The organism is Arthrobacter sp. Br18, assembly GCF_000520555.1.
Taxonomy (GTDB): domain Bacteria; phylum Actinomycetota; class Actinomycetes; order Actinomycetales; family Micrococcaceae; genus Arthrobacter_D.
Genome location: NZ_KI914889.1, coordinates 9,894 through 14,239, shown reverse-complemented (window position 1 = coordinate 14,239; position 4,346 = coordinate 9,894). Strand labels below are relative to the sequence as shown.

The window sequence follows — 4,346 nt, the reverse complement described above, 5'->3', positions numbered from 1 at the left end:
CGCAGGGCCACCAGGGTATCGGGGAAATCCCTGCACAACGCGTGGCTTCTCCGCAGCAGGGCCCCCGCGGTGCGCTCCGACAGCGACAGGGTACAGGCGATCTCCGTCACCGTCAGGCTCGTAGCCAACTCCTCATCAGCCCGCCGCAACCGCGAAAACCCGACCGAACCCCCAACACCCGAACCCCACCCCGACGCCGACGGATCAGCCGCGGTTGGTGCGGTGGTCCCGGGATCCCGCCGGCCGTACGCGGGGGCTTTCGCCGCCATCCCGTGGTGGCGCATCTCGTCCTGGAAACGATCCTCCAACAGGTGCATCACCTCCGCCTGACCGGCCTGCGCCCACACCACCAGGGCCTCGAGTTTCGCCAGGGCATCCGTCAATCCCGGCCCATCGAGCAATTCGATGGAGAACAACCCGATCACTCCGCTCAGGCCGGGCTTGACCGTCGAAGATGCACCCGCATCCTCCGTCAACGGCTCTCCACCCCGACCTGCCATACCCCCACACTCCCACCCACCACTGACATTTCTCCGCCGCACAGTTCCCCACCGGATGTTCCCCGCCGACAGTTCGACGCCGACGGTTCAAAGCCGACGGTTCCCTGCCAGCTTTCCCCGCGGACCAGCTCCCCGCGGACCAGCTCCCCGCGGAACGTCTCCCCGCGGAACGCCTCCCCGCGGAACAGCTCCCCGTGGGGAGTTTCCACTATGGACGTCTCCCGCTGAACGCTCCGACTGCCACCCCGGGAGTGCCCCGGCCCAGGGTGCGGGATACTGGGGCCATGGACTTCAGCGCACCTTCCCGGAAGCACCGTCGCGTCGTCATCCTGGGCTCAACCGGTTCCATCGGCACCCAGGCCCTCGACGTCATCGCGCAGGCGCCCGACCGGTTCAGTGTCACGGCCCTCGCGGCCGGCGGCGGCAACCTCCCCCTGCTCGCCCGGCAGGCCGTGTCCACCCGTGCTGCAGCCATAGGATCGGCGACCGGGACCGAGGCGGACCTCGAGCAGGCTCTTGCGGCAGCGGCCGACGACGCCGGCATCCACGGCTACGCCCCGACCATCCTCACCGGCCCCGACGCCGTATCCCGGCTCGCCGCCTGGCCGGACGCCGACGTCGTCCTCAACGGCATCACCGGCTCCATCGGACTGGCCCCGACACTGGCCGCCCTCTCTGCCGGACACCTGCTCGCCCTGGCCAACAAGGAATCACTCATCGTCGGCGGAGAGCTGGTACGCAAAGCCGCAGCACCCGGCCAGCTGGTGCCGGTGGATTCAGAACACTCCGCCATCGCCCAGGCGCTGAGATCCGGCAGCGCCGACGAAGTCGACCGCCTCGTGCTCACCGCGTCGGGCGGCCCTTTCCGGGGCATGTCCCGACATGAGCTGGTGACCGTCACCCCGGCGCAGGCACTTGCCCATCCCACCTGGGCCATGGGCAGGGTGATCACCACGAACTCCGCCACGATGGTCAACAAGGCACTGGAGGTCATCGAAGCCCACCTGCTGTTCGACATCCCGCTCGACCGGATCGACGTCGTCGTGCACCCGCAGTCCGTGGTTCACTCGATGGTCCAGTTCCTCGACGGATCCACGATCGCGCAGGCATCACCGCCCGACATGCGGCTGCCGATCGCGCTCGGAATCGGCTGGCCCTTCCGGGTCCCGGGGTCGACCGCGCCCTGCGACTGGTCGACGGCGTCGGCCTGGACCTTCGAGCCGCTCGATGAAATCGCCTTCCCCGCCGTCCGGTTGGCGAAGGCCGCCGCGTCGAAGGGCGGTACCGCCATGGCGGTGTTCAACGCCGCCAATGAGGAGGCTGTTGAGGCCTTCCACAGTGGCAAAATCGGATTCAATGACATCGTCGACATCGTCGCTGCAGTGGTTGAGGAGCTGACAGCAGGACAGGCCGGGCTCCAGCAGGCCCCCACAACGCTCGACGCTGTGCTCGATGCCGAACAGCGGGCACGCGCCTCCGCGCGTCTTCGTTGTGGTCTGCAGGAACACCCGCTCGATACGTACGCCGGATAGAAGGGAGCACCTTGACCATTCTGCTCTTCATTGGAGGGGTGCTGTTCGTCGCCGTGGGGATCGCGGCGTCGATAGCACTCCATGAGGTGGGGCACCTCCTGCCCGCCAAATTGTTCAAGGTGCGGGTGACGCAGTACATGGTCGGTTTTGGACCCACCTTGTTCTCCCGCAGGAAGGGAGAGACGGAGTACGGGCTGAAGGCGATTCCGCTGGGGGGCTACGTCTCCATGGTTGGAATGTTCCCTCCCGCAAAGGCGGGCGACGACGGCGCCGTGCGGCGGTCGAGCACCGGCATGTTCCAGCAGCTTGCCGACGACGCGCGCCGGGCCGCTGCCGAGCAGCTCCGGCCCGGCGATGAGGACCGGGTGTTCTACAAGCTGCCCATCCATCAGCGGATCATCATCATGCTGGGCGGGCCCCTCGTGAACCTGTTCATCGGGATCGTGCTGTTTGCCGTGCTGATCATGGGGTTCGGCTCCGCCCAGGCCACCACCACCGTCTCCGAGGTCTACCGATGCGTCGTCCCGGCGAGCCAGCAGGCCGATACCGGCCAGACCGACTGCTCTGACGGCGATCCAGCCGCACCTGCGTTCGAGGCGGGACTCCAACCGGGGGACCGTGTCACGTCCTTCGACGGGAGGGAAGTCACCAGTTGGGAGGAGATGTCCGGCTGGATCCGTGACGCAGCGGGACGCGAAGTCTCGATCTCCTATGAGAGGGACGGCTCCTCGATCGATTCCACCATCACGCCGCTCCTGACCGAACGGCCCATTGCCGGCGAGGACGGAGCCGCACGGGTCGACGCCGACGGCAACCAGCTGACGCAGCAGGTTGGTTTCATCGGGGTCGGGTCCACCCAGGAGCTCGTTCCACAGCCCGCCGGCGAGGTGATGCCTGCAGTCTGGGATTCCCTCGTGAGGGTGGCAGGTGTGGTGATCAACCTGCCGCAGCGCGTGGTCGAGGTGGGACAGGCCGCGTTCTCGGACGCGCCCCGCGACCCTGAGGGGCCTATCAGCGTGGTCGGGGTCGGGCGTATTGCCGGCGAGGTGTCAGCGATGGAGGAAATTCCGCTCGATGCCCGTGTGGCGACGCTGGTGGGGCTCGTGGGAGGTTTGAACCTGGCGCTGTTCGTCTTCAACCTGATTCCCCTTCTTCCCCTGGATGGCGGCCACGTCGCCGGAGCGCTGTGGGAGGGCCTTCGGCGCACGGTGGCACGAGTCTTTCGGCGGCCCGATCCAGGTCCATTCGATATGGCGAAGCTGCTTCCCCTCACCTATGCGGTGGCGGTGTTGCTTCTGGGCATGGGAGCCCTGTTGATCTACGCGGATATCGTCAAGCCGGTGGACCTGTTCGGCTAGGTGAAGTCCCAAAGTAATACGAAATAGGTTGAATTATATTTATCAGCCATATAAGGTTGATGAATGTTCGTCCTCACCATCGACCAGGCAGCGAGCAGGAGCAACCCCGACCACATCCCGGACCTCCTGCGACTTCTGGGCAGCATCCCTGCGACAGCCGGGTTCGAACGATCAGTGGGCGACGAGGCGCAGGGCGTCCTGGAATCACCGGCTGCCGTTGTGGACGCCGTCCTGCTCTGCCTGCGGCAGGGACACTGGTACGTCGGAATCGGCGTGGGAGACGTCGATCAGCCCTATCCGGCCAGCCCGCGGGAAGCGCGCGGCAGCGCCTTCGTCCTGGCCCGCGCCGCCGTCGAGCGTGCCAAGAAAACGGGGGAGCGCGCGCCCCTGGCCGTGGAGGGACCGCCCGGCTCGGCGGAAGCCGAAGCCGTCCTTGCCCTGGTGGGTCGCCACGTCAGTAACCGTTCACCGGCGGAATGGCGCATTCTCGACCGGCTGGAACCCGGCCGGCGCGGCAGCCAGACCGCCGTCGCCAGGGAGCTGGGCATTACTCCGCAGTCGGTGAGCAAGGCTGTTGCGCGTTCGGCCTGGGTGGAGGAATGGGCTGCCCGGCCGGCAGCCGCACTACTGTTGTCGTGGGCCGACTCAGCGACGCTGGATCGGCAGCCCGTCACGCACCAGGAGGACTGATGGAAGCGCTCTGGGTCATTTCCACCCTCATGGTCGCCGGAGGCGTGGGATGGCCGGTGACCACCCTGGTGCTCCGCCTCGCACGTACCGTCGACGCCCAGCAGGCGCTCCGTGAGGAACCGCCTGAGCCTGCCGACCAGCCCCAGCGTGAATTCCCCGCTCCCGGGCCCGACGTCGCCCGGCTTGTACCGCCGCTGCCGGCCGGAGTGCTGCGCGGCGGCCTCGTCATCGGCGTCCTCGAACGGCTCGCGGTCGCTACCGCCGTC

The 4,346-nt window shown here is 67.5% G+C and carries 4 protein-coding genes and 2 pseudogenes; 4 read left to right on the top strand and 2 right to left on the bottom strand.

Translation table 11 applies throughout. The features are described from left to right. Both Y704_RS24140 and Y704_RS24135 read right to left on the bottom strand, forming a co-directional pair. Positions 1-476 (bottom strand): annotated as a pseudogene (locus tag Y704_RS24140) (hypothetical protein); the annotation flags it as partial. Then, positions 473-709, bottom strand: coding sequence for a hypothetical protein (locus Y704_RS24135; RefSeq protein ID WP_155850390.1), 237 nt, complete (start codon positions 707-709; stop codon positions 473-475). The gene Y704_RS24135 and the pseudogene Y704_RS24140, both read right to left, overlap by 4 nt. 75 nt (positions 710-784) lie before the next feature. Here Y704_RS24135 and dxr point away from each other — a divergent pair, with 75 nt between their 5' ends. The 4 genes and pseudogenes from dxr to Y704_RS24620 all read left to right on the top strand — a co-directional run. Then, positions 785-2,032, top strand: a complete 1,248-nt coding sequence (dxr, locus tag Y704_RS0115170; RefSeq protein WP_026550748.1) for a 1-deoxy-D-xylulose-5-phosphate reductoisomerase — start codon at positions 785-787, stop codon at positions 2,030-2,032. Between the two features lie 11 nt (positions 2,033-2,043). Further along, positions 2,044-3,390, top strand: coding sequence for a M50 family metallopeptidase (locus Y704_RS0115165; protein ID WP_026550747.1), 1,347 nt, complete (start codon positions 2,044-2,046; stop codon positions 3,388-3,390). A gap of 63 nt (positions 3,391-3,453) precedes the next feature. Beyond that, entirely contained in the window at positions 3,454-4,080 is a 627-nt protein-coding gene (locus tag Y704_RS0115160; RefSeq protein ID WP_026550746.1) for a MarR family transcriptional regulator, read from the top strand. Then, positions 4,080-4,346: pseudogene (locus Y704_RS24620) on the top strand (hypothetical protein); the annotation flags it as partial. The gene Y704_RS0115160 and the pseudogene Y704_RS24620, both read left to right, overlap by 1 nt.

Bases quoted from the DNA above. Each gene is read 5' to 3' on its own strand.
- dxr (WP_026550748.1), top strand. From the start codon at position 785: ATGGACTTCAGCGCACCTTCCCGGAAGCACCGTCGCGTCGTCATCCTG.
- Y704_RS0115160 (WP_026550746.1), top strand. From the start codon at position 3,454: ATGTTCGTCCTCACCATCGACCAGGCAGCGAGCAGGAGCAACCCCGAC.